Raw genomic sequence first — 23,900 nt, forward strand, 5'->3', positions numbered from 1 at the left:
CAAGGAAGTACTGGGATTGGATAAATCCCTTTCAATCAGTTCTTTTCTTTCAGAGTATAATCACCGGCTTTTTCATCAATCAGTTGTTGCAGTTCTGAAAGTGCAGGTACTTTCCCTTGGAAGGTAATGATGGCTTCCGGCGGAGTGAGTGTAACCTGAGCGGAGGCTCCTTCCCACATGTTCAGTACTTTCTCTACACGGGTGCGGCAGTGATCACACATCATTCCCTCTATCAGGTAGGTTTTCCGGTTTTCGGAAGCAGAGGGAGCTGTGGTTTCCGGCTGTGGGGTAGCTGTTTCCGTTGTGGGTACGGTGGTTTCTTCAGTGGGTTGTACTTCCTCCTGTACGGTCACTGTGGTGTGTGCGAATTTCTTCCGTTTCAGTCGCAGACTGTTGCTTACCACGCTGACACTGCTCATGGCCATGGCGGCACCGGCTATCATCGGATTCAACAGGAAGCCGTTGATAGGGTACAGAATACCGGCGGCTACCGGAATACCTATCAGGTTGTAGATGAAGGCCCAGAAAAGGTTCTCGCGGATGGTGCGTACGGTGGCCTGCGAAAGGCGGATGGCATCAGTAATCTTGTTCAGGTCGGACGAAATGAGCGTCATTTTAGCCACGTCCATGGCAATGTCGCTTCCTTTTCCCATGGCAATGCTGAGGTTGGCTTGAGCTAGTGCCGCACTGTCATTGATACCGTCGCCCACCATCGCCACGATTTTGCCTTCCTTTTGCAAGTCCTTGATGAACTGGGCTTTCTGCTGCGGAAGCACTTCGGCCTGAAAGTGGGTGATGCCGCATTGTGCTGCAATTCTTTGGGCCGTTTCCGGATTGTCACCGGTCAGCATATAAGTTGAGATTCCTATCTCCTGCAATTGTCTGACGGCTTCTCTGGAGGTCGGCTTGATGCGGTCGGCAATGGCTATCAGTCCCAATGCTTGTTGTGAATCGGCCAGCCAGATGACGGTCTTGGCTTCCTGGCTTAGTCGGGCAGCTTCTTCCGTCAGGGCAGGGGACACGGTAAGATGGTGCGTCTCCAGCAGTCGGCGGTTGCCGGCATAATAGTAGGTACCGTTGATTTTGCCTCGTACTCCTAATCCTGTCAGACTTTCAAATTCTTCCATGGGAAGTATCTGGCGTGTCTGATGCTGCACGATGGCTTGTGCCAGAGGGTGCTCGGAAGCGCTTTCCAGGGTAAAGAGCACATCGCCTAACGGAGATTGAAGAAGCGGGTCGGAGATGTCGGTTACCGTGGGGCGTCCTTCGGTCAGTGTGCCGGTCTTATCGAGTACGATGGCGTTCACTTTGCGGGCTGTTTCCAGACTTTCCGCATCTTTAATCAGGATACCGTTTTCGGCCCCCTTTCCGATACCGACCATGATGGCCGTTGGTGTGGCTAATCCTAATGCACAGGGACAGGCAATGATGGTGACGGTGACTGCGGCCAGCAAGCCATGGGTGAATCCGTTGCTGCTGTCCAGCCATATCCAGACTAAAAACGAAAGAACGGCAATGCTCAGGATGGTAGGCACGAAGATGGCCGCGATGCGGTCTACTAACTGCTGTACGGGGGCCTTGCTGCCTTGTGCATCTTGCACCATGCGGATGATATGGGCCAGAACGGTTTCACTTCCCACTTTGTCGGCGATGAAACTGAAGCTTCCTTTCTGGTTGATGGTGCCGGCATATACTTTGGCACCGGGAGTTTTTTCGGTAGGAAGCGGTTCGCCGGTGAGCATGCTCTCGTCTACATAGGAACTGCCTTCATATACGGTTCCGTCCACGGCAATGCGGCTGCCCGGTTTGACAACCAGTCGTTGCCCCTGCTGTACTTGTTCCACGGGAATTTCTTTCAGCTGTCCTTCCGGAGTGAGTATGGTGACAGTGGCCGGCTGTAGTCCCATCAGTTTTTTGATGGCTTCCGACGTATTTCCTTTGGCTTTCTCTTCCAGTAACCGTCCGAGCAGGATAAAGGAGATAATGACGCTGGCCGCCTCGAAATAGACGTGAGGGTGAATGCCTCTGCTCAGCCAGAACTCCGGCCAGAACAGGTTGAACAGGCTGAATGTATAGGCAATGCCAGTACTCACGGCTACCAGCGTATCCATGTTGGAAGTGCGGTGCTTCAATTGTTTCCAGGCATTGCGGTAGAAGTCTCTACCCAGCCAGAATACTACGGGAGTGGAAAGAATCCACATCACGTAATTGGCGTACGTCCAGTCCATGAAGCACATGCCGATAATGGCTACGGGTACGGAAAGCATCAGCGAAAAGATAGTACGCTGTTTCAGTTGACGGTATTTCCTGCTATGTGCATCTTCTGCTATTTTCTCTTTTTGGGCATTCGTTTCAATGACCAGGTCGTATCCGGCATTCTGAATGGCATCTTTTAATGTTTCGGGTGTACATTCTTGCGGGTTGTATTCTACGGTGGCCGTAGCGGCTGCATAGTTCACCTGAGCATGGTAAACACCCGGCTGACGGTTCAGTGTCTTTTCCACCCGTGTGGCACAGGCGGCGCAACTCATGTCCAGCACCGGAAAGGTTTGTGTAGTTTTAGTAGTATTCATATTCTCTTTATTTAGAATGGGACAAAATTACAACATTATTGGTTGAATAGGAAACTTCTGTTTCATATTTATCTCTCAGGGGGATATTTCTTGTAAGGAATTCGTTATTTTTGCGCAAAATAAAATACAACTGTTATTATGTCGCATTTAGCTCCTCTTATCAGTGATTTGGCCTTGATATTGATTAGTGCCGGAATCATGACGTTGCTATTTAAGAAATTGAAGCAGCCTTTGGTGTTAGGCTATATTGTCGCAGGTTTTGTCTGCAGTCCTCATTTCACGTTTACTCCTTCGGTGGTAGATGCAGATAATATCCAGACGTGGTCGGAGATTGGTGTCATCTTCCTTTTGTTTGCGCTGGGACTGGAATTCAGCTTCAAGAAACTGATGAAAGTGGGAGGTTCGGCGGTCATATCGGCCTGTACGATTATCTTCTGCATGATACTGGTCGGTGTGTTTGTGGGCTGGATGTTTGGATGGAAACAGATGGACTGCATTTATTTGGGAGGAATGCTGGCCATGTCTTCCACCACCATTATCTATAAGGCATTTGATGATTTGGGACTTCGGCAACAGCGTTTTGCCGGGTTGGTGCTGAGTATTCTGATATTGGAAGATATTTTGGCCATTGTGCTGATGGTGATGCTTTCTACCATGGCCGTAAGCAAGAATTTTGAAGGAAGTGAGATGATTTACAGCATCGGAAAACTGGTGTTCTTCCTGATTCTCTGGTTTGTGGTAGGTATTTATCTGATTCCGCTCTTCTTAAAGAGGGCACGCAAACTGATGAGTGACGAGACGTTGCTCATTGTGTCCTTGGCCTTGTGCTTCGGGATGGTGGTGCTGGCGGCCCGTGTGGGCTTCTCTCCAGCCTTTGGCGCATTTATCATGGGGTCCATTCTGGCGGAAACGGTGGAATCGGAACACATTGACAAGCTTGTGGCTCCGGTGAAAGATTTGTTTGGAGCTATCTTCTTCGTGTCAGTCGGAATGATGGTCGACCCGAACATGATTGTGGAATACATCTGGCCGATTCTGGCGATTGTGGTAGCCATATTGTTGGGGCAGACCATCTTTGGTACGGGAGGTGTGTTGCTGTCAGGTCAGTCGTTGAAAATCGCCATGCAGTGTGGATTCAGTTTGACACAGATTGGTGAATTTGCCTTTATCATTGCGGCATTGGGAGTAAGTCTGAATGTGACGAGCTCTTTCCTATATCCGATTGTGGTGGCTGTATCCGTGATAACGACCTTCCTTACTCCTTATATGATTCGTTTGTCCGGTCCTGCTTATGGCTGGGTGGACCGGCATCTTCCGGTATTCTGGAAGCATTTGCTGGAGCGTTATTCGGTAGGAGTGCAGCCTGTAAATCATCAGAACAACTGGAAAAAACTGTTGGGAGCGATTGTGCGTATCACATTGATTTATCTGGTGCTTTCCATTGCGATGGTGGTACTGTCATTCAACCTGTTCCTTCCTCTTTTGATTTCCGCACTGGGAGGTTTTTGGGGAAAAGTGTTGGGAGCGGTAGTGACCATCTTGTTGATTTCTCCTTTCCTCCGTGCCATGATTATGAAGAAAAATCATTCCATTGAGTTCAAGGCACTCTGGGCGGACAGCCGTTTCAATCATGCACCGCTGATTTCAATCGTATTGCTTCGCATTGTGCTGGCTGTATTGTTTGTGGTCTACATCATCAAGTATCTGTTCCAGGCCTCTGCCGCGCTTATGGTGGGTATTGCTATTCTGGTCGTTCTGCTGATGATTTTCTCCCGTTTCTTGAAAAAGCAGTCAATCGGGATGGAAAGGGTGTTTGTGCAGAATCTCCGTTCCAAGGAAATCAAGAAAGCGTATTTGGGAGAGAGTCAGCCGGAATATGCCGGACGACTGCTGGACCGTGATTTGCACTTGTCGGATTTTGTGGTTCCTGCTGATTCGTTGTGGGGAGGAAAGACCTTGATGGAACTTGATTTTGGAAAGAAATACGGAGTGCATGTGGCTTCTATCATACGAGGTGCGCACCGTATTAATATCCCGGGTGGAGGAAACCGGATTTTTCCGAATGACAAGTTACAGGTTATCGGTACCGACGAACAGTTGTCTGTTTTCTCCGGACAGCTGGAAAAGGTGGCCGAAGGTTACAAGGATGAGGACTTTGAGAACCGCGAGATGTACTTGAAGCAGTTTGTCATTGCACGTAACTCACCGTTTTGCGGACGTACGATTCGTGAAAGTGGCATCCGCAATAAATACCATTGTCTGGTGGTCGGAATTGAGTCTGCCGACGACAGCAACCTGCGGCAGCCGGAAGTCTCTTTTGAATTGCAGAAAGGCGATGTGGTATGGGTCGTAGGAGAGGAAAAGAATTTGAATGCGTTGTTTGAAGCCTCTGAGGTAACAGCCAAGGCAGAATAAAAAAGCTGGACTTGCACAAGTGAATAGGCAAGTCCAGCTTTTATTTTTAATGCGGACAATATTTATTCTTCATCCTCCTCCTCGTCATCAAAGTCGAAGTCAAAGTCATCCAGGTATTCTGGCATGAAGAACTCGTCCAAGTCTCTTCGTTCTTTCTTTGTGGGACGTCCTGTACCACGGGCACGGTCTACGAATCCGCTGATTTTACTCATCTCCAGCAATTCATACTGGTCGGGTGTAGTCACGTTTTCCATGATTTCCGGTACCAGTTTGGCTCCCACTCTTTTTTCAATGGCCTGCAACACCTTGAAGGAATAGGTTACAGGAGGCTTTCTGACCTGTACCACGTCCCCTGGTTTTACCATTCGGGCAGGTTTCACCTGAGAACCGTTGATCGAGATTCTTCCTTTTTTGCAGGCTTCGGCAGCAATGGTTCTTGTCTTGAAGATACGTGCAGCCCACATCCATTTGTCAATTCGTGCTTCCGGCATGTTTTTTATTTGTTATTATATTGATTCATGGTGATGTTCAGTCCGGCCAGACAGAAACTCTTGATGATTTCCTGTGCTACCTCCAGACGTTCCGGCATCTGCTTCATGGATTCTTCGTCGAAATGTCCGAGAACAAAATCAATTTGTCCTCCTTTCGGGAAGTCGTTTCCGATGCCAAAGCGCAGGCGGGCATAGTTCTGAGTGCCTAACGTAGCAGCAATGTGCTTTAATCCGTTGTGGCCTGCATCACTGCCTTTTCCTTTCAGTCGCAGGGTTCCAAAAGGCAGGGCCAGGTCATCTACTACAATCAATACGTTTTCTAGAGGGATTTTTTCTTGTTGCATCCAATAGCGTACTGCATTCCCACTCAGGTTCATGTAAGTGGATGGTTTGAGCAGAATCAATTGTCTGCCTTTTAGCGAGAGCTGGGCGGTAGCTCCATAACGTCCGTCGCTAAAAACAATATTGGACGCCTTAGCCAAGGCGTCCAATACCATAAATCCTATATTATGACGGGTTTCGCGGTATTCTTCACCGATATTCCCCAGTCCAACAATCAAGTATTTCATTGAAAGGATTTTTGTAGTTTTAGGTTACTGAAATTATTTACCAGCAGCAGCCTGAGCACCACGAGCAGCACGAGTCAATTTAACTGCACAAACCACAGCTTCTTTTGCGTTCAGCAGTTCCAGACCTTCGTATTTCAGTTCACCCACTTTGATAGTTTTACCCAATCCCAGCGGAGTTACGTCTACAACCAGACGTTCAGGAATTACATTGTACAAAGCTTTCACTTTCAACTTACGAATCTGCAGAGCCAATTTACCACCGGCTTTCACACCTTCTGCCAAACCTTCCAACTTCACAGGAACTTCCATTACGATAGGTTTGCTTTCATCGATCTGATAGAAGTCAACGTGCAGAATTTTGTCTGTTACAGGGTGGAACTGGATATCTTTCATGATAGCATTTACAATCTTGCCATCAATGTTCAGGTCTACAACGTAGATGTGCGGTGTGTATACCAAGTTACGCAAGCCTTCAGTAGGAACTGTAAAGTGAGTAGCAACCTGATTGCCGTTTTCATCTTTCTGAGTTCCGTACAATACGCAAGGAATACCATTGTCTTTACGAAGTTCACGAGTGGCTTTCTTACCAGTTTCAGTTCTCAAAGAACCTTTGATTTCAATTGATTTCATTGTTTTTAATTTTTTGTGTTACTCTAAATTAAGTTGATTGTTTGCTTAATTCGCCATCACACGATGTGGTATATCACACGATGAGCTTGAAAAAGCGGCGCAAAGGTATGCATTTTCTTTTTACCTTCCAAATGTTCATGGAATAAATTCCTGTAATTCAAGTTGGAATCAGTACTTTTGCGCTTTATCTTAAAAATCGATGTCAATTTTTATTTCTTCAGATTGTGAAGGCATTTCTTCTGTAGCTGTAGCAGGCTGATAATGTGCTTCACTTGTGGTACCCTGTTCGTGTCCGATAAAATCGATAGCTTGCTGCAAACCGTTCATAAACTTCTCAAAATCTTCCTTGTACAGGAAAATCTTGTGTTTTTCAAAATTAACCTGAGGATCATCTTTGTCAAGAGACACTACTTTCTTGCTTTCTGTGATAGCAATGAACATTTCCTCTTTCCGGTTTTTCTTTACATCCAAGTAGTAAATTCGTTTTCCAGCTTTGATAGCTTTGGAGAAAACGATTTCTTTGTCGTTTTCAATAGTCGTACTTTTCTTCTTCAGTTCTTCCATAACTCACTGTTACTAATAAAAATGCGTTCAAATTTGAATATTTTTTTGCAATGTGCCAAAAGAGAATGAGGAAAAATGTCGAATCTCTGAAAAAAAAGAAAAAATATAATGCTTTATGGTGTGTAATAAAGGAAAAATGCTTACTTTTGCCCACCTAAAAATATAGTTTGTTTATATATTATGATTAACAGAGTTCTTATTCGTCTGAAGATAGTTCAGATAATTTATGCGTATTATCAGAACGGAGGTAAAAATTTGGATACTGCAGAAAAGGAGTTGTTCTTCAGTTTATCTAAAGCGTATGATCTGTACAACTATCTTTTGCTTTTGATGGTAGAGGTAACCAAGTATGCCAACAAGCGGTTGGATGCAGCAAAAAACAAGTTGGTTCCTACCAAAGAAGATTTGTCTCCCAACATGAAATTTGTAGAAAATCGCTTCATTGCGCAGTTGGAAATCAACAAACAGTTGAATGCTTTTGCTTCTTCTCAGAAGAAAACCTGGGAAAATGAAGGCGATTTCATTAAAAACCTGTGTGAACAAATCATGCAGAGTGATATATATAAGGAGTATATGGCCAGCGAAACTTCTTCATACGAAGAGGATCGTGAATTGTGGAGAAAACTGTACAAGAAAATTATTTTCAACAATACAGCTCTTGATGAAGTTCTGGAAGACCAGAGTTTGTATTGGAATGACGATAAGGAAATCGTGGATACTTTTGTGTTGAAGACTATCAAGCGCTTCAATCCTGAGAACGGTGAAAAGCAGGAACTTCTTCCTGAATTTAAGGATGAAGAAGATCAGGACTTTGCTCGCCGCTTGTTCCGTCGTTCTATCCTGAATGCAGATTATTACCGTCATTTAATCAGTGAGAATTCAAAGAACTGGGATTTGAGCCGAGTAGCTGTGATGGATGTCATCATCATGCAGATTGCATTGGCTGAGATTCTGAGTTTCCCTAACATTCCGGTAAATGTATCGTTGAATGAATACGTGGAAATTGCCAAGCTGTATAGCACTCCGAAGAGTGGCGGTTTCATCAATGGTACTTTGGACGGTATTGTTAATCAATTGAAAAAGGAAAACAAGCTGACCAAAAACTAATATATTTGTCCAGCTATTATTAATCTAAACCGAAAAACGTATGAATTTGTTAGCTGTAGTATTGCAGGCACAGGGAGGAGCAGATTACTCTTTCCTTATTATGATGGTGGCTATTTTTGCCATTATGTACTTTTTTATGATTCGTCCCCAGAACAAGAAGCAGAAAGAAATTGCCAAGTTCCGCAAGAATTTGGAAGTAGGACAGTCTGTAGTAACTGCGGGTGGAATTTATGGAAAAATCAAGGAAGTAGAAGATAATACTGTTGTAGTTGAAGTTGCTGCCGGTGTAAAAATCAAGGTAGATAAGAACTCAATTTATGCAGATGCACAGGCTCAGCCTGCGAAATAAATATGAATGACTATGTTCGATCGAAAGAACATAAAGAGATATTACTTGATACTTGTACGAAAAATCAGGAACTTTCTGCTCAGTGCCAAGAGCAGAGAGTTTCTGATTTTTCTGTTTTTCGTGTTCGTGTCGCTTTGTTTCTGGTTCTTGCAGACCATGAACGACACGTATCAGACCGAGTTTAAGATTCCGGTCAGACTGAAGAATGTGCCGAAAGAGGTGGTCATGACGTCTGAACTGCCTGATGAGATTCGGGTGAAGGTAGAAGACAGAGGTACGGTACTGCTGAACTACATGCTGGGACGTACTTTCTTTCCGCTGACTTTTAACTTTGAGGATTATCAGGATAAAGGTTCTTATGTCCGCATTCCTCAGACTGAGATATTGAAAAAAATCAGTGCCCAGCTGAATAACTCTACGCAACTGCTTGCCGTACGTCCGGACACACTGGATTATATCTATTCAAGGGGAATACCCAAGAAAGTGCCGGTAGCAGTGGGTGGAGAAGTATCGGCTGGCAGACAATATTATGTGTCGGATATTCGGGTAATACCTGATTCTGTAGTTGTCTATGCCCCTCAGGGTGTGCTGAATACCATTCTGACAGCGTACACACAGCCCTTCCATTGGACTAACGTAACGGATACGCTGAAGAAACATATCAACCTGCAAAAGCTTCATGGAGTGAAGTTTGTGCCATCATCCGTAGATGTGGTGGCTTGTGTGGATATGTATTCAGAGAAGACGCTGGAAGTGCCAGTGGTGGGAATCGGTTTCCCGAAAGGAAAGGTTTTGCGGACTTTCCCGTCGAAGGTGCAGATAACTGTGCAGGTGGGACTGAAGAACTTTAAGTCTGTGACGGAGAAAGATTTTCTGGTCGGTGTTTCTTACGCTGATGTGGTGGCGAATAAATCAGAAAAACTGCCTCTTACCGTAAAACGCTATCCGGATGTAGTAAGTCACGTGCGTGTGACTCCTTCCTCTGTAGATTACTTGATTGAACAGCAGACCGTAAGCGAACCCTCTAAAGAAAAAGAATCAGAATGATCAAGATTGGAATCACAGGAGGTATCGGGAGTGGTAAATCCTATGTGTCGCATTTGCTGGAAGAAGCAGGCATTCCTGTATACGATACGGATACGGAAGCCAAGAAACTGACGCTTTCTCATCCACGAATACGTGAGGGGTTACTGGTTTTGTTAGGAGAGGACGTGTATAAGGCAGACGGCTCATTGAACAAGCCCGTGCTGGCAAATTACTTGTTTGCCTCGACAGAGAATGCTGGACGCGTTAACCGCATCATCCATCCTTGTGTGTATGAAGACTTCCAACAGTGGGCAGACCGTCAGGCCGCATCCGGAACGGAGGTGGTAGCTATGGAGAGCGCCATCCTGTTTGAGTCGGGCTTTCACACAGCCGTGGACTATGTCGTGATGGTGTATGCTCCCTTGGAGTTGCGTATAACGCGGGCTATGCAGCGGGATGCCGCTACGGAAGCACAGATAAGGGCACGTATTTCTGCACAGATGGATGACGAAGAAAAGAAGCGTCGGGCAGACTATGTCATTTTCAACGACGAAAAATTACAGTTGGATACGCAGATTGCGGCGTTGGAAGAGTGGCTTGCTCACAGAAAAACGGGCCGATAGTTTGTGTATGTCATTCGTGCGTTGTATTTTTGTCACTCGTAATTAAATTAATCATTAGAGATAATATGTTGAAGACTATTTTAGCGATTTCTGGAAAACCAGGTTTGTACAAACTGATTTCTCAGGCAAAGAATATGCTGATTGTGGAAACAGTCAGTGCAGATAAGAAAAGAGTTCCGGTCTATGCCAGTGACAAGGTAATCTCACTGGGCGATATTGCCATGTATACTGATGCAGAAGAAGTAGCTTTGGGCGAAGTGCTGGAATCTGTAAAGAAGAAAGAAAACGGTAACGTGACTTCTTTGGATTACAAGAAAGCTTCTGCAGAAGAATTGCACGCATTTATGGCTGAGGTATTGCCTAACTACGACCGTGACCGTGTACATACCAGTGACATTAAGAAATTGATTCAGTGGTACAACTTGCTGGTGTCAAACGGAGAAACTGATTTCGTAGAAACAGAAAAAGCAGCCGAATAAAGCAGAAGAGTCGTACAGCTTGATGTACAATTTGGAACAGGAAACTGTCTCAAGGTAAACGGATGCATCGTTCCGGCTACGGAGTGCACATTTGCCTTGAGACAGTTTTTATTTATATACTAACGGAAGCTGAAAACCACAGCAGAAGATTATGAAGAAGATAATACTGATTACGGGCGGCGAGCGCTCTGGAAAAAGCAGTTATGCAGAACGTCTGGCTCATGAGTTGTCTACATCGCCGGTGTATATGGCTACGGCAAAGATATGGGACGAGGAATTTCGTCGCCGGGTAGAACGTCACCAGCAAAACCGGGGTCCGGAGTGGACGAACATCGAAGAAGAAAAGGAACTGAGCCGTCATGACATTACGGGACGGGTGGCTGTCATTGACTGCGTGACGCTCTGGTGTACGAACTACTTTGTGGAACAGCCGGAAGTGTCACTTGCTTTAGAAGCCTTGAAGCAGGAATTCGACCGTTTTACCGCTCAGGATGCGACCTTTATTTTCGTCACGAACGAGATAGGTATGGGAGGCGTTTCCCCCAATGAGGTACAGCGTCGTTTCACCGATTTGCAAGGATGGATGAACCAGTATATTGCTTCGAAAGCCGATCAGGTCGTACTGATGGTTTCCGGTATTCCGGTTAAAGTGAAAGGATAAATCATGCGTAAGTTTACTATAGCACCTATTGCCTGTTCGGAACTGGAGCAGGCAGCCCGTGAAAAGATTGATAACCTGACGAAACCGAAAGGTTCTCTGGGGCGTCTGGAGGAATTGGCCCTGCAGGTTTGTATGATTCAGCAGACCTTGTCGCCTTCGTTGAACAATCCTTATAACTTGCTTTTTGCAGCTGATCATGGTATTGTGGAAGAAAAGGTCAGTGCTTCGCCGAAGGAGATTACCTGGCAGCAAATCAGTAATTTCCTGCACGGAGGAGCCGGTATCAACTTTTTGTGCCGTCAGCATGGATTCCGCCTGGAAATTATCGATGCAGGTGTGGATTACGACTTGCCCTACGAAAAAGGCATCATTGATATGAAAGTCCGTCGCGGCACACGTAATTTCCTTCACGAAGATGCCATGACACCCGAGGAAATGAATCTGTGTCTGGAGCGTGGAGCGCAATGCGTAGACCGTATTCATGCCGCAGGTTGTAACGTGGTGAGTTTCGGCGAAATGGGAGTAGGAAACACCTCCGCTTCTTCCTTGTGGATGAGTTGCCTGACAGGTATTCCGCTGGAACAATGCGTGGGAGCCGGCAGCGGACTGTATGGAGAAGCCATGACCCATAAGTTCCGGGTGCTTCAGCAGGCTCTTCAACATTTCTCGGGCGAGCATACGGTGGAAGAAATCCTGTGTCGTTTCGGAGGACTTGAGATGATGATGGCAGTAGGTGGCATGTTGCGTGCGGCAGAGCTGCGCATGGTCATTCTTGTGGACGGCTTTATCATGACCAACTGCATACTGGCTGCTTCGCGTTTGTGTCCCGACGTACTTTCGTATGCCGTGTTCGGACATCAGGGAGATGAAAGCGGACACAAGCTGTTGCTGGACTACCTGCACGCCCGTCCGTTGTTGAATCTGTCATTGCGTCTGGGTGAGGGAAGCGGCTCCGTCTGTGCTTTTCCTATCCTTGATTCAGCTGTGCGGATGCTGAATGAGATGGATACCTTTGCCCATGCTTCCATTACCAAATACTTCTGACCTCATGAATAATTTACTGGCTGCCCTGATGTTTTTCACCCGTCTGCCTTTCTGGCGGATTTGTACCGTGCCGTCCGAATGTTTCCGGCACGTGGTGAGCTACTGGAGCCTTTGCGGATGGCTCACGGGAGGAGTGATGGCCCTGTCTTTCTGGGTTTTCTCCACCTGGTTTCCTCTGCCGGTAGCGGTACTGTTGGCCTTGTGTGCCCGTCTTTTCCTGACGGGGGCTTTGCATGAAGACGGTCTGGCTGATTTCTTCGACGGATTTGGGGGCGGACGCGACCGGGAAGGCATTCTCCGTATCATGAAAGATTCCCATATCGGGAGCTACGGTGTGCTGGGGCTGATATTGTATTACTTGCTCTCGTTCTCGTTATTGGTATCCTTGCCTGTGTCCGTCATTCCCTGGGTGCTGTGCGTGGCCGACTCTTTCTGCAAGTTCGTATGTAGCTTCATGCTCCTGTTTCTTCCGTACGCCCGAAAAGAAGAAGAAAGTAAGGCCAAGGTGGTCTATACCCGCATGAGCCTTTCGGAGTGGATAGCCAATATTGCAGGCGGATTGTTGCCTTTACTGCTTTTGCCTCTTTCTTATTGGGGGATGCTGTGCTTTCCATGTGTACTTTTCATTGGATTGGGCTGGCTGCTCAAGCGACGTTTAGGAGGATATACCGGTGACTGTTGTGGTGCACTTTTCCTCCTGTGTGAGCTGGCGTGCTGGATGGGAGCAGTAGTGATGGCATATAATTTTTAATACGGTTAGACATAAGAAAATGAAAGTATATTTAGTTCGACATACTTCGGTGGATGTGGCACCCGGGACGTGCTACGGGCAGACCGATGTGCCGCTGCGTGCTTCGTTTCAGGAAGAAGCAGAGGCATGTAAAAAGGCCCTTCAGGATACGGGAATGCATTTTTCACGTATCTATACCAGTCCTTTGTCCCGCTGTACACGCTTGGCGGCCTATTGCGGCTTTCCCGAAGCGGAACGTGACGAGCGGCTGAAAGAGATGAACATGGGTGAGTGGGAGATGCAGCGTTTCGAGGAAATAACCGACCCGCGCATCCAGGAATGGTATGACGATTACCTGCGGGTACGGACTACCGGCGGCGAGTCGTTCATGGACGTGCTGGCCCGTGTGTCCGACTTCTTTGACCACCTGGACCGTACTTCAGGTCCGGCACTGGTGTTTGCCCATGGAGGTGTGCTGGTAGCTGCACAGGTCTATGCCGGTAAGGTGAAACTGGAAGATGCCATGAAAGCCTTGCCTCCTTACGGAGGGATGGTGGAAATCGACCTGCCGCTTCCGCGTTTGCATCCGCTCATGCTGGCCGGAACGGGAAGTGATGTAGGTAAGAGTGTGCTGGCTGCGGCGCTATGCCGTATCTTTTTGCAGGACGGATATCATCCGGCGCCTTTCAAGGCACAGAACATGGCGCTCAACTCGTATGCCACTCCTGAAGGATTGGAAATCGGTCGGGCACAGGCGGTGCAGGCTGAGGCTGCAGGAGTACCCTGTCACACCGACATGAATCCTTTGCTGCTGAAACCGACTTCCGACCATACCTCACAAGTGGTACTGAACGGCAAGCCTATAGGCAACCGAAGTGCGTATGCCTATTTCCGGACAGAGGGACGGGATGAGTTGCGCAGGGAAGTGAACCAGGCATTCGATCGCCTGGCAGCCCGTTACAATCCGGTAGTGATGGAAGGAGCGGGCAGCATCTCGGAAATCAACCTGAAGGATACGGATTTGGTAAATCTGCCCATGGCGCGTCATGCCCATGCGGATGTGATTTTAGTGGCCGACATCGACCGGGGAGGCGTGTTTGCCAGTGCCTACGGTTCGGTGGCCTTGCAGACGCCGGAAGACCGCAAGCGCATCAAGGGAATCATTGTCAATAAGTTTCGTGGCGACCTTCGCTTGTTTGAGTCGGGTGTGAAGATGATGGAAGAAATCTGCGGCATTCCGGTGTTAGGGGTGATACCGTATTACCACGACATCTACATTGAGGAAGAAGATTCGGTGGAGCTTTCCTTGAAACAGCGGAAAGCGGTGCAGGGGAAGGTCAATGTGGCGGTGGTGCTGCTCCGTCATCTCTCGAATTTCACTGATTTCAATATGCTGGAGCATGACGAACGGGTAAACTTATACTATACGAACAACGTGGACGACCTGATGAAGGCCGACATTATTCTGCTGCCCGGCAGCAAGAGCACCATCGACGATTTGTATGAGCTGCGTCGTAACGGAGTGGCACAAGCTATTCTTCAGGCACGCCGCAACGGTGCTACCGTGATAGGAATTTGTGGCGGATACCAGATGATGGGTCAGCGTATTGCCGACCCCGACGGAGTGGAAGGAAGCATCAGCCAGATGCCCGGACTGGGACTTCTGCCGACAGAGACGGTTATCGAAGGAGAGAAGGTGACACGTCAGGTACGTTTTGCTTTCTTGTCTTCCGAAGAGCCGAACTGCACAGGATACGAAATCCACATGGGGCGTACTTCGGCAGTAGAAGGAGAGACTTTGACTCCGTTAGTACGTCTGGAGAATGGAGAAACGGATGGCTGTGTGGTGAACCGGAAATGTGCCGGTTCCTATATTCACGGTATACTGGATAATCCAGAAGTGATAGAATGGCTGCTGGATCCGTATGCCGAAAAGTTGGAGCAACCTCAGCTGGATTATGCCGCTTTCAAGGAAGAACAGTACAACAAGCTGGCCGACCATGTGCGGAAGCACCTGAACATGCCGCTGCTTTACCAAATACTGACTCAAAATGATTAACGGACACGGAGACGACGCCTATCGCTATACGGCCATTCGTGCCAATTTCAGTTCGAATGTGTACCACCGGGTGAACCATGACGGGTTGAACCGCTACCTGTCCGGATGCCTGTCGTGCATCCGTTCCTATCCAGAACCGGAACCCTATGCGCTGGCTGCCGAGCTGGGTCAGTTGCATGGTGTCAGTCCGGAGGAAGTCTGTGTGACGAACGGAGCCACAGAGGCTATTTACCTCATTGCTCAGGCTTTTCGCGGGAGTCATTCTGCTGTATGGATACCGACCTTTAGTGAGTATGCAGATGCCTGTCGTTTGCACGAACATCGAGTGGAAGGCATTTCCAGCTTGGAGAAACTGACAGACGACGAAGGGATTTTCTGGCTGTGTAATCCGAACAACCCCACGGGACAGACATGGGATGCCGCTACGCTTCGCCGCCTGATAGCCACATATCCCCGAAAGTTGTTTGTCATCGACCAGTCGTATGCGCTGTTTACGGAGAAAGAGGTGCTGTCCGTAGCCGAGACGGTGAAGCTGCCTAACGTATTGCTCCTGCATTCCATGACCAAATGCTATGCGGTGCCGGGGCTACGTCTGGGAGCGGTGACGGGCAGCCGGGAACTTCTTTCCCGGATACGTGCCTGCCGTATGCCCTGGTCGGTCAATGCCTTGGCCGTAGAAACTGGACATTATTTGCTACAGCATCCGGAGGAATATCGCATGGACATACAGGCTTTGCTGGCTGAGCGGAAACGGGTGACCGATGCGCTGGAAGCATTGGGTGGGGTAGAGGTACTGCCTACGGATACGCATTATTTCTTGGCGCGGCTTCGGCAGGGTACTGCGGCACAACTGAAAGAATTCTTGGCTACCCGGCACGGACTGCTGATTCGCGACGCATCCAATTTCGAAGGACTGGATGCGCGTTATTTCCGTATCGCCATACAGACGGAAGAAGAAAACAATCTATTAATTGAAGGCATACACGAATGGATACAGAACTCGTAATGGGATTGATTCCCCTGGCAGGAGGCTTTCTGCTTGACAAGATTTTAGGTGACCCGCTGTGGTTGCCCCATCCGGTGGTAGGATTCGGAAAACTGATTTCGCGGTGTGAGCGCAGAGGAAATCAGGGAGCTCACCGCAGACGGAACGGAGCGTGGACCGCAATAGGGCTGGTTGTGCTAACCTTTCTGGTGAGCAAGGGGCTGCTGGAAGCGGCAGCTCTGCTGCATCCCTGGGTAAAGATAGCACTTTCGGTAGTGGCCGTATTCTATTGTCTGGCCGGGAAAACCCTGATAGATGAGGTTCGGATGGTGTTTGAAGCGGCGGATACTTCGCTGGAAGCCGGGAGAAAACAGGTGGCCCGCATCGTGGGAAGAGATACTTCTTCCTTGACTGACCAGGAGGTGCGTACGGCTGCCCTTGAGACTTTGGCCGAGAATTTGAGTGACGGTGTCATCGCTCCGCTTTTCTGGTATTTTCTGTTGGGGGTGCCGGGGATGCTGGCGTATAAGATGGTCAATACTCTCGACTCTATGATTGGCTACCGTAATGCCCGTTATAAAGATTTTGGCTGCTGGGCGGCCCGCATGGACGACGTGGCCAATTACCTTCCTGCCCGACTGACTGCTCTGCTGATGGTGCTGGTTTCCGGTCGCTGGTCGTTGCTGAAGTTCGTGGCACATTACGGGCGGATGCATGCCAGTCCCAATTCCGGTTATCCGGAAGCGGCACTGGCCGGAATCCTGAACTGCCGTTTTGGCGGTCCGCACGATTATTTTGGCGAGACAGTTTACAAGCCTTTTATCGGAGATAATCCTCGTCCGTTGGATAGTCGGGATATGCGTGTGGCCATCCGTGTCAACCGTGGGGCTGAACTGTTGATGATATTGCTTATGATAGGGATGTATTTTGTTGTAATTCAATGATTTATTGAAATTCTCCTTAAGGACTTCAATGAGTATAAAAAAACGCAAGTGCGTTTGAACTAAAACGTAAAAGAGTTTTGGTCCAAACGCACTTGCGTTTTAAGTAAAACGTCCTTGCGTTTACTTTGAAACGCAAAGACGTTTTGAGGGTTGTTATTCATAGATGTATTCTACGTCCGATTTCTTAAAGCGAAGAAGTCGGGTGTCGTTTGATCCTGCACCGTTCTTGTTGGGATAAAGCCCTGCCATTGTTCCGTTATAAAACCATCCTTGTCCGTTGCTGGGCGAGTGGGTAGCCCATAACATGGCATTGTAGTGTCCATGTTTGATGCCACTGTCATCCCATTGTGCTCCGGGACCGTACCATACGAGTGGTTCGTATTGCTGTTCTGCATTATTGTACATCTGAATGTAAATCAGGTCAGACAGCGCTACGCTTCCTACGGTAACATCGTTTCTTCTTCTTTGGCGACGCTGAATGTTTGAGCCTCCGTTCCATGCCGTGGTATGGCTTCCGTCCCACATCAGCCAGATGGTTCCACTGGTTGAGTTTAAGACTCTTTCAAAATTCTCCATGGAAGGAAGTTCGTAGCCGTCGGGTGCCATGGCGGTGGCATCCAGTCTGTTGATATGAGCGCTGGATGGACCGTATCCTTTCAGTTTAGCCACTCCACCGTCGTCAATCACTTCCATACCCTGCGTGGTTTTTCCCTGATACTGCCACTTCCATAGTTTGAAGAACTCTTCAGGAGTACAGTCGCGCAGGTAATCAAAAAGCGTCTTTCCTGCCTTGGCAGCCGGGTCGTTAGAAGAAAGTATCTGGTCGCTGAAATTCTTTGAATCTCCCATGGCATTGTATTTGCACCACCATACACCGTTGAGGTAGGTAACAGGGAGTCCCCAGTTGCGGCGTACGACCGTGTATTCTTCTCTGTCCGTACCGTCGGTATTGCAGATTACCAGTGTAGCTTTCTGCTTGCGTCCGTTGGCCGTTGGGTCATTGGGTTTCCAGCCTCCTATGATGCGGAATGAGTTGGGTGTTTCATCCTGCTCATCCAGCTTAATCCAGTGACCTTCACCACTTTCGTATTCCACCGTCAGTTTTTTAGACTCCGGCAGAGTGATGAGTCCCAATTCATTGTCAATGTAGCGTCCGAAGTCAAATTCATAGCCGTCATGGAAGTGGATGAGCCCTTCCAGTTTAATTGGGTTTTCAGATAAGACTAATGTCAGAGCGTCTTCCTCATAATTGTGAAGCAGTCCTTTCCGGTGGAATCTGAGCTTCAGTTCTTGGCCTGCAACGCCAGGTCTCCATTGTTCTTTCTGAATACGGAACAGGTTCTTTCCTATCGTTTCCGGACGAGTACCTCCCAGTGATTCAATCTTTATCGGCATATTCCCTGGAATGAGTTCCAGTTCATCATCACAGTCGATGGCCAATGTCATCTCTGTAGCTGTATGAGGAAGGGTTACCTGTGTCTTTTCCTCATTTATCACCACATTCTCAGGAAGAATAGACGTCTGGGTATCTACTTTTAAGTTGCCCATGCCGGAAGAAAGGGTATGGTCGCCTCCGTTTTTCCATTCAACGATGTTCAGTTTGGCTTCTCCCGTAGCAGAATCCGTAGTAATCTCTAATGTGTACACTACGTTTCGTTTCAAAGTAGATGGAAGGGTAGATTCCAAAGTAGTCTCTTTCCCATTCTTCACGATTTCCATGCTCGCCTTTAAATCTTCTCCAGACTGCTCGTACACGTAGGCGATGCCTTGGGTATTCGTTTCCAGCCATTGTGGAAACTCAATCGAACGGTCTTTTACACCCGCATCAGTCGGTATGGTGACCGGATTTTGCGGAAACAGGAAAGTGTGGTGCGTCATGTTCTTGAGCACGACCTTTTTCACCTTGATGGAGCTGGTGGTCCGGATGGAAAGGTCAAAACGGGCGATACCTCTTTCCAGGTGGAGGTGGAGCGCATTCTCAGCAGTCTGTCCTAAGTCAATCATGCCAGAGAAAAATTCCGGTGCATGTATGTAGTCTTCAGCATGTGCAAACGTAATCTGTTGCCATTCATCTTCGGTGATGCCTTGTGCTTTCAGTTCCTGCACATTGATCTGGTCGGCAATGTTGGCCAATATGTAGAGATGACCTGTCTGTTTGTCTGTCTGAAACATATACTGGCCGTCTTTCTGAGTGAACTGGGTATAGATTTCCGTCATCGCACCGTCTTCGAACAGGCAGGCCTGCAGCTCTTTTATCTCACCTTCACCGGGAAGAGAGGAGTTTTCTCCTTCCACCTGGAACTCATTGATGTGAGTAGTGATAGTTCGGACTGGTGTGCTGCTTCCTCCGTCTCCTGTACCTCCTCCTTCTCCTCCGCTGGGGATATCTTCTCCTCCACAGGCTGTTGTAAATAATAGGGCAGAAAGTATGCCGAAAAACTGTATGTATTTTTTGATGTACATATTATACTGGTTTATTTGTCTGTTTAGATATTGTTGTTTTTTTACTCGTAGATGTATTCCACCGGTGTCTTGATGCATCGGATAGTACGGGTTTTCTGTGCATTGTTGCCTGTATACTTGAACCAGTTTCCTCTGCCTTCACTGTTTGAATAACCTTCTATCATCCAGGTGCTTCCTCCATTTCCATAGGTCGCCAGCAAAATCATCATCTTTGATATGCTGGTTGCATCCCATTGGTGACCTAAGCCGCAGATTGTCCAGTGGCTGCCTTCGTATTCAAAATCATAGAAGGTAACCGGACCGTACTGCAATCCCTGGAAAGTCGCATTACGTTCTACGACCTTAAAGTTGAGGCGCTGGCCTAAACCATTGTTGAAGGCACCGGGGTTGAAGTAACCCAGATTGAAATTCGTGCTTCCTGTAAAGAAACGGTAGTCATCGAAGTCCGGAATCTGGTAACCGTCGGGTGCCATGACGGTAGGAGACAGAGTCCCGAAGTTGTTCGTCTGGCTTTTGTATCCTTCGTAATAGAATGAAGAGTCATCATGAGTAAGTTGTAACCCTTCAGGATTTCCGGCCTGATACTGGTCGCCCAGAATGTGCAGGAATTCATCGTCAGAGCAGGAAGTCAGGTAGTCTGCCAGACTGCTGTCTTTGGCAGGGTCTGAATTAATCAGAATCTGATCGTTGAAATTCTTCACGTTACCTCTCAGGTTGTACTTGCACCACCATGTACCGTTGACATTAACTACCGGCAATCCCCAGTTGAGGCGTCGGATGGTATAAGTCTCCGGATGGCTGCCGTCTTTATCTGTAATGATTAATTCGCCGGCCTGCTCTCTTCCGTCTGCTTTCGGGTCATTGGGTTTCCATCCTCCTAACAGACGATAGGTATTGTTACCTTCATCAGTGAGTTTCATCCATTGTGCTTCTTCTTCTCCGAATCTCAGTGTGGCGGTTTTTCCTTCCGGCAAAATCAGGCGGGCCAGTTCTCCGTCCACGTATCGGTTGAAGTCACATTCTCCATTTTCGTCAAACTGGATAAGTCCGCTCAATTCTATCGGATTAGGCGTGAATACCAGTACCACTCTACCGGTTTGTACCTGGTCTTTGTGAACATCCAGATATACGTATTCATGTTTGCTGCCCGGCATTTTCTGTCTGCTGGCGACATTAATCTGTGCAACGGGAGAAAGTTCTCTGGAGCGAGTGGCTGGAGTGACTGTGACTCCTTCAGCTCCTCCAAAGATGCTGACTTCGGCTCCTGTTTCGGCTGCCAAAGTCAGCTGGAAATTACTTTCCCAGCAAGGAACGAATACGGTGTCACCACGCTCGTTGATGGTTACTCCTTCTGACAGTTGTGAATTCTCTTTATCGACCAGTCCTTTGAGTGTAAGACCTGATGCGGATGAGTCACCGCTTTCCCAGTTATCCGTCAGTACTTCCACGTTCAGGTTTGCACCGTTTCCATACACTCTCAGCGTGTACACCGTGTTACGTTTCAACGCCGGCAGGGTAGTTCTTAACCTATGCCATCCTCCATTGGCGGTCATCATAATTTCCACCTCATGACCGTTGGATGTTTGTTCCGGAAGGTAGTAAAGAGATTCCTTTCCGTTTTTAAACGGATGCTCTCCGAAGTCTTTTGTCAACTCGTTTTTTTCCAGGTCCGTCAGTACGCTTTGGTTACCGGCTTCATGTACTAAACCTGTCAGAGCTACTTCTTTTATTACGATGCGGTTTACTTCTGCATCTTGAAATGAAGACTCCAGGTCGATACGGGCTACCGCACGCTTTAAAGCTACAGAGAAAGAGGTGTTACCTGAACTCAAATCGGCCATTCCGTTCATTAACATATATTCTGATGCCATTTCTTCTGAAGTGGCGGTCAAGTTCAGAAACTCGTCCAGAGTTGTGACATCGTCTGTCAGATTAGCCTTTGAAATCACGCTTTCACCATTGGCCAGAAAATAGATGTTTCCCTTTATCTGCTCAAGGTCAAGCTTGCACATTCCTTCATCGTTTACTTGTAAGGATTTGAATGATTCCTTCAGTATTCCGTTTTCAAAGCGGTAGGCATTGAGTGTATGTATTTGCTCATCAGTGTTTGTGTCTGTTTCATTTGTCATTCCAGTTCTGGAAAAGTTGACGGTTAAAATTCCGCCTGAGTCGGGTGACTGCTGAAAATCTTCCTGCAGACAGCCACTTAGTAAAAACAAGCCTGCGCTTGCCAGCGTAAGTATATATTTCATATTCATTTTTTCATCAGATTTAATTTCGTTTGTTTATTTGTATCGGTGAGGGTTTTGGGCACTGTTCAAATAGTTTTTGGAGTTGATAGGCATATCCTGGATGTTGTTGACATAAAAATTGTTCATCAATTTTTCTGCCCATGGTCCATAAGTAAACGAACTGTTGTGTCCGTATCCCATTACGTGTCCCAGCTCATGGAACATGATGCTGCACGAGTAGGTATTAAAGTAGTGTTCAAACCATCCTTGCTGGTAACATCCAAAGGTACTTCCACCTCCTAAACCAATGACTCCGTTTCCTGGGTAGACCAATCCCACCTGAAGGGTCTTGGCCATCCGCATCTGTTGCAATACCGCTTCCACCTTTACGGGCTGTTTGTTGTCATCGTACAGCTGGTCGGCATTATCACGCAGAATCTGTTCGTGTTCCGGCATGTCAATCATATAGGTGAAGTTCAGGAAGAGGGCTACCGACTCACGGCAATGCACCGGGCGTATTCCCATCCAGTTACCTACCGGACCACCGTCTTCTCTTTCCGGATCTCCGCCATACAGGCCCCAGTAAATATTCCATCCATGCTTGATATCCTGCAGCTTGGCCCAAAACGGGTCATCCGATTCTATTTTCAGTACAGCATTCGAAAGTTCGGCAGCCGTTTTCTTGCTTATTTCAATCACTTTTCCTGATTCCGTGCGGCACATTACTGAACGTTCTATCAATGGAATCTCTTCATAAAAATCGCAGAATGCCGGAATTGAATCAAAATAGGCCAGGTCGAAATACTCATTGCTTACTTGCGGCAACTGCATTTTTATCAGTACGTTACTCAGATTACGGGGAGAGTAAAAACGTGCGTGCAGTTTTCCTTCTTCGGTAACCGACACCTGAAGCGGTTGTGAAGTATTGAACTTCCGGAGTGACGGATTGGTGTACACTTCTTTTGTTTCATCGTCCTGCAGGATGGCTTTATGTCCGCCTGCATTGTATGCCGCAGGTGTGATGAACATCACTATATCCTTGTCATCCGGATGAGTCACTACCGATTCTATGTGATGAATGTGATTGCTGCTTAGTGATTGATGCTCGAATCCATACACCTGACGCCTTTCCTCCTTGCGGTAGTTGCGGGTGGAAATTGTGATTTCACCGTTGAGGTGCGCATTTCCACACAGCGGCATGAAGAGGTAGGAAGTCTGCTCATTCAAGGAAATCGGGTCGAGGGTGCCGTTGCTTTCACCGCTCAATTCTCCGCTGCCCGAAAGAGTGGTATAAAACCGTACATCACCGAATGACAGACTTTTATCTGTTACCGCATTGCGTACGTAAGGATTATGGTAGGTGAAATCGAAATCAACCCGGCTTACAATCCGTTTTTGGGTTATTTCATCTGTAATTGAAGCCGTTTCCTGTATTCCGTCGGCAGTCTGTACCTCTATGACTGAGAAAGGAGTTTGCGAATAGAAATATTCAGCCTCCAGTGGTTTCTGCAAATCTTCCGGAAATGCCAGCCACTCATCTTGTATACGCTCAGGAGTATGAACGGTGGCTTTATCTTTGGTGGCATCGCCCTGGATTCCTAAAACCAGCAGACGGTAATTTCCTTTGTGCAGTCCTTCGGTATAAATTGTGGACGTAGAGGCTTCATAATAGCTCTTGATATTTTTGACCTTTTCACCGTTTTCATCCACAATGAAATAGTGCAACTCATCGTATGGAGAGGTTTCCTTTCCAGAGATACGTGAAGTACTTCCCTCATATCCATCCTTTTGTAATTTGAATAAAATCCCGGATTTGTTTGTAGTAGACGATGTGTCTAATTGTTCTTCCTGGTTACAAGAAACCAATAGCAAAGTGCATAAAAATGCAATAAAAGTAAGTTTTCTCATTTTGTTGTTGTTTTCTCGTTGATTACAATCTATTAAACCAACCCTATAA

General features: G+C 47.3%; 20 protein-coding genes and 1 pseudogene. 13 read left to right on the top strand and 8 right to left on the bottom strand.

Features of this window, described 5'->3' with window-relative positions:
* Positions 1-35 precede the first annotated feature (35 nt).
* Positions 36-2,573 carry a heavy metal translocating P-type ATPase gene (locus tag DXD04_RS09595; RefSeq protein ID WP_117672918.1) on the bottom strand — a complete coding sequence of 846 codons (2,538 nt, stop codon included), beginning with the start codon at positions 2,571-2,573 and terminating at the stop codon, positions 36-38.
* Positions 2,574-2,711: 138 nt separating this feature from the next.
* Between DXD04_RS09595 and DXD04_RS09600 the strand changes: the two genes are divergently transcribed.
* On the top strand, positions 2,712-4,988 hold the full coding sequence (locus DXD04_RS09600; RefSeq protein ID WP_117672920.1) for a cation:proton antiporter: 2,277 nt from the start codon (positions 2,712-2,714) through the stop codon (positions 4,986-4,988).
* 62 nt (positions 4,989-5,050) lie between these two features.
* Here DXD04_RS09600 and DXD04_RS09605 read toward each other — a convergent pair whose 3' ends face one another.
* The 4 genes from DXD04_RS09605 to DXD04_RS09620 form a co-directional block, all read right to left on the bottom strand.
* Positions 5,051-5,479, bottom strand: a complete 429-nt coding sequence (locus DXD04_RS09605) for an RNA-binding S4 domain-containing protein (protein WP_007563610.1) — start codon at positions 5,477-5,479, stop codon at positions 5,051-5,053.
* Positions 5,480-5,484: 5 nt separating this feature from the next.
* Positions 5,485-6,048, bottom strand: a complete 564-nt coding sequence (gene pth / locus DXD04_RS09610) for an aminoacyl-tRNA hydrolase (RefSeq protein WP_117672923.1) — start codon at positions 6,046-6,048, stop codon at positions 5,485-5,487.
* A 33-nt stretch (positions 6,049-6,081) separates the two neighbouring features.
* Positions 6,082-6,678, bottom strand: a complete 597-nt coding sequence (locus DXD04_RS09615; protein ID WP_117672925.1) for a 50S ribosomal protein L25/general stress protein Ctc — start codon at positions 6,676-6,678, stop codon at positions 6,082-6,084.
* A 189-nt stretch (positions 6,679-6,867) separates the two neighbouring features.
* Complete coding sequence (locus DXD04_RS09620) at positions 6,868-7,242, bottom strand: PUR family DNA/RNA-binding protein (protein ID WP_022053234.1); 375 nt, start codon at positions 7,240-7,242, stop codon at positions 6,868-6,870.
* Positions 7,243-7,422: 180 nt separating this feature from the next.
* Here DXD04_RS09620 and nusB point away from each other — a divergent pair, with 180 nt between their 5' ends.
* From nusB to cbiB, 12 genes and pseudogenes are all read left to right on the top strand, one after another.
* On the top strand, positions 7,423-8,349 hold the full coding sequence (gene nusB, locus DXD04_RS09625) for a transcription antitermination factor NusB (RefSeq protein WP_007563617.1): 927 nt from the start codon (positions 7,423-7,425) through the stop codon (positions 8,347-8,349).
* 40 nt (positions 8,350-8,389) lie between these two features.
* Complete coding sequence (gene yajC / locus DXD04_RS09630) at positions 8,390-8,698, top strand: preprotein translocase subunit YajC (RefSeq protein WP_117672927.1); 309 nt, start codon at positions 8,390-8,392, stop codon at positions 8,696-8,698.
* Between the two features lie 12 nt (positions 8,699-8,710).
* Positions 8,711-9,745, top strand: coding sequence for a CdaR family protein (locus DXD04_RS09635; RefSeq protein WP_117672991.1), 1,035 nt, complete (start codon positions 8,711-8,713; stop codon positions 9,743-9,745).
* Positions 9,742-10,347 carry a dephospho-CoA kinase gene (gene coaE, locus DXD04_RS09640; RefSeq protein ID WP_117672929.1) on the top strand — a complete coding sequence of 202 codons (606 nt, stop codon included), beginning with the start codon at positions 9,742-9,744 and terminating at the stop codon, positions 10,345-10,347. Before DXD04_RS09635 ends, coaE begins: the two co-directional genes overlap by 4 nt.
* A 65-nt stretch (positions 10,348-10,412) precedes the next feature.
* Positions 10,413-10,826: a DUF5606 family protein gene (locus DXD04_RS09645; RefSeq protein ID WP_022053238.1), complete on the top strand. Its 414-nt coding sequence runs from the start codon at positions 10,413-10,415 to the stop codon at positions 10,824-10,826.
* A 151-nt stretch (positions 10,827-10,977) separates the two neighbouring features.
* On the top strand, positions 10,978-11,487 hold the full coding sequence (gene cobU, locus DXD04_RS09650) for a bifunctional adenosylcobinamide kinase/adenosylcobinamide-phosphate guanylyltransferase (RefSeq protein WP_117672931.1): 510 nt from the start codon (positions 10,978-10,980) through the stop codon (positions 11,485-11,487).
* A 3-nt stretch (positions 11,488-11,490) separates the two neighbouring features.
* Positions 11,491-12,531 carry a nicotinate-nucleotide--dimethylbenzimidazole phosphoribosyltransferase gene (cobT, locus tag DXD04_RS09655; RefSeq protein ID WP_117672933.1) on the top strand — a complete coding sequence of 347 codons (1,041 nt, stop codon included), beginning with the start codon at positions 11,491-11,493 and terminating at the stop codon, positions 12,529-12,531.
* 4 nt (positions 12,532-12,535) lie between these two features.
* Positions 12,536-13,282: an adenosylcobinamide-GDP ribazoletransferase gene (locus tag DXD04_RS09660; RefSeq protein WP_117672935.1), complete on the top strand. Its 747-nt coding sequence runs from the start codon at positions 12,536-12,538 to the stop codon at positions 13,280-13,282.
* Positions 13,283-13,301: 19 nt separating this feature from the next.
* Positions 13,302-13,811: pseudogene (cobC, locus tag DXD04_RS17115) on the top strand (alpha-ribazole phosphatase); the annotation flags it as partial.
* Complete coding sequence (locus DXD04_RS09665) at positions 13,812-15,320, top strand: cobyric acid synthase (protein WP_409034801.1); 1,509 nt, start codon at positions 13,812-13,814, stop codon at positions 15,318-15,320. It begins immediately after the preceding pseudogene.
* A complete protein-coding gene (locus DXD04_RS09670; RefSeq protein ID WP_117672939.1) occupies positions 15,313-16,326 on the top strand; it encodes a threonine-phosphate decarboxylase in 1,014 nt (337 codons plus the stop codon). The genes DXD04_RS09665 and DXD04_RS09670 overlap by 8 nt, the downstream gene beginning before the upstream one ends.
* Positions 16,308-17,249, top strand: a complete 942-nt coding sequence (gene cbiB, locus DXD04_RS09675) for an adenosylcobinamide-phosphate synthase CbiB (RefSeq protein WP_117672941.1) — start codon at positions 16,308-16,310, stop codon at positions 17,247-17,249. Before DXD04_RS09670 ends, cbiB begins: the two co-directional genes overlap by 19 nt.
* A gap of 153 nt (positions 17,250-17,402) precedes the next feature.
* Here the strand turns inward: cbiB and DXD04_RS09680 are convergent, their stop codons facing one another.
* Genes DXD04_RS09680 through DXD04_RS09690 form a run of 3 tightly spaced genes read right to left on the bottom strand, consistent with a single transcriptional unit; the run spans position 17,403 to position 23,851 of the window.
* The gene (locus DXD04_RS09680) at positions 17,403-19,712 is read right to left on the bottom strand and encodes a hypothetical protein (protein ID WP_117672943.1); all 2,310 of its coding nucleotides are present in this window, start codon (positions 19,710-19,712) and stop codon (positions 17,403-17,405) included.
* Between the two features lie 41 nt (positions 19,713-19,753).
* Positions 19,754-21,964: a hypothetical protein gene (locus DXD04_RS09685; protein WP_181977476.1), complete on the bottom strand. Its 2,211-nt coding sequence runs from the start codon at positions 21,962-21,964 to the stop codon at positions 19,754-19,756.
* 33 nt (positions 21,965-21,997) lie between these two features.
* The gene (locus DXD04_RS09690; protein WP_117672947.1) at positions 21,998-23,851 is read right to left on the bottom strand and encodes a hypothetical protein; all 1,854 of its coding nucleotides are present in this window, start codon (positions 23,849-23,851) and stop codon (positions 21,998-22,000) included.
* Positions 23,852-23,900 lie beyond the last annotated feature (49 nt).

Source organism: Phocaeicola plebeius, assembly GCF_003437535.1.
Lineage (GTDB): Bacteria > Bacteroidota > Bacteroidia > Bacteroidales > Bacteroidaceae > Phocaeicola > Phocaeicola plebeius_A.

Bases quoted from the DNA above. Each gene is read 5' to 3' on its own strand.
- DXD04_RS09670 (WP_117672939.1), top strand. From the start codon at position 15,313: ATGATTAACGGACACGGAGACGACGCCTATCGCTATACGGCCATTCGT.
- DXD04_RS09685 (WP_181977476.1), bottom strand. From the start codon at position 21,964: ATGAAATATATACTTACGCTGGCAAGCGCAGGCTTGTTTTTACTAAGT.
- DXD04_RS09620 (WP_022053234.1), bottom strand. From the start codon at position 7,242: ATGGAAGAACTGAAGAAGAAAAGTACGACTATTGAAAACGACAAAGAA.
- DXD04_RS09605 (WP_007563610.1), bottom strand. From the start codon at position 5,479: ATGCCGGAAGCACGAATTGACAAATGGATGTGGGCTGCACGTATCTTC.
- DXD04_RS09595 (WP_117672918.1), bottom strand. From the start codon at position 2,573: ATGAATACTACTAAAACTACACAAACCTTTCCGGTGCTGGACATGAGT.
- DXD04_RS09600 (WP_117672920.1), top strand. From the start codon at position 2,712: ATGTCGCATTTAGCTCCTCTTATCAGTGATTTGGCCTTGATATTGATT.
- yajC (WP_117672927.1), top strand. From the start codon at position 8,390: ATGAATTTGTTAGCTGTAGTATTGCAGGCACAGGGAGGAGCAGATTAC.
- DXD04_RS09645 (WP_022053238.1), top strand. From the start codon at position 10,413: ATGTTGAAGACTATTTTAGCGATTTCTGGAAAACCAGGTTTGTACAAA.
- cobT (WP_117672933.1), top strand. From the start codon at position 11,491: ATGCGTAAGTTTACTATAGCACCTATTGCCTGTTCGGAACTGGAGCAG.
- DXD04_RS09635 (WP_117672991.1), top strand. From the start codon at position 8,711: ATGTTCGATCGAAAGAACATAAAGAGATATTACTTGATACTTGTACGA.
- nusB (WP_007563617.1), top strand. From the start codon at position 7,423: ATGATTAACAGAGTTCTTATTCGTCTGAAGATAGTTCAGATAATTTAT.
- DXD04_RS09615 (WP_117672925.1), bottom strand. From the start codon at position 6,678: ATGAAATCAATTGAAATCAAAGGTTCTTTGAGAACTGAAACTGGTAAG.
- DXD04_RS09665 (WP_409034801.1), top strand. From the start codon at position 13,812: ATGGTGGAAATCGACCTGCCGCTTCCGCGTTTGCATCCGCTCATGCTG.
- coaE (WP_117672929.1), top strand. From the start codon at position 9,742: ATGATCAAGATTGGAATCACAGGAGGTATCGGGAGTGGTAAATCCTAT.
- cobU (WP_117672931.1), top strand. From the start codon at position 10,978: ATGAAGAAGATAATACTGATTACGGGCGGCGAGCGCTCTGGAAAAAGC.
- pth (WP_117672923.1), bottom strand. From the start codon at position 6,048: ATGAAATACTTGATTGTTGGACTGGGGAATATCGGTGAAGAATACCGC.
- cbiB (WP_117672941.1), top strand. From the start codon at position 16,308: ATGGATACAGAACTCGTAATGGGATTGATTCCCCTGGCAGGAGGCTTT.
- DXD04_RS09690 (WP_117672947.1), bottom strand. From the start codon at position 23,851: ATGAGAAAACTTACTTTTATTGCATTTTTATGCACTTTGCTATTGGTT.
- DXD04_RS09660 (WP_117672935.1), top strand. From the start codon at position 12,536: ATGAATAATTTACTGGCTGCCCTGATGTTTTTCACCCGTCTGCCTTTC.
- DXD04_RS09680 (WP_117672943.1), bottom strand. From the start codon at position 19,712: ATGTACATCAAAAAATACATACAGTTTTTCGGCATACTTTCTGCCCTA.